We start from the raw sequence: 350 nt of genomic DNA, 5'->3' as shown, positions 1-350 counted from the left end.
GGAGACGGTGGGAGTCGAACCCACGTCCAGAAACATCGATTACTTAAGCGTCTACGAGCGTAGCCTGCATATTTCGTGTTTCACTCGTCTTCGTGCCTGCGGGCGGGCCTTCCGAGAGCTAGTCTGTCAGTCTCTTCTTACGTTCTCAGACGGGAACGCAAGCGTAGCCTACTTGGATGTGCTCTTCACGGACACATAGGCAATGTCAGGAAGAGCTCGCTGCGTTTATTAGGCAGCTAGTGCTAAGTTTTGGTTAAAACTTTTAGTTTTGCCAGTTATATTTAGGTGCGTGTTAACGAGATCGCCTCTCGGCTCGCAGCTCAAGCTCGATCCATCCCTGTCGAATCCGT

General features: G+C 51.1%; 1 other RNA gene. It reads right to left on the bottom strand.

Annotated elements, in window-relative coordinates:
- Nucleotides 1-350: a transfer-messenger RNA gene (ssrA, locus tag C5750_RS26205) on the bottom strand; the annotation flags it as partial.

It is taken from the genome of Phyllobacterium myrsinacearum (genome assembly GCF_002980555.1).
Lineage (GTDB): Bacteria > Pseudomonadota > Alphaproteobacteria > Rhizobiales > Rhizobiaceae > Phyllobacterium > Phyllobacterium myrsinacearum.
The sequence above is the reverse complement of the archived record's forward strand: the minus strand, read 5'-3'. Positions and strand labels throughout refer to the sequence as shown.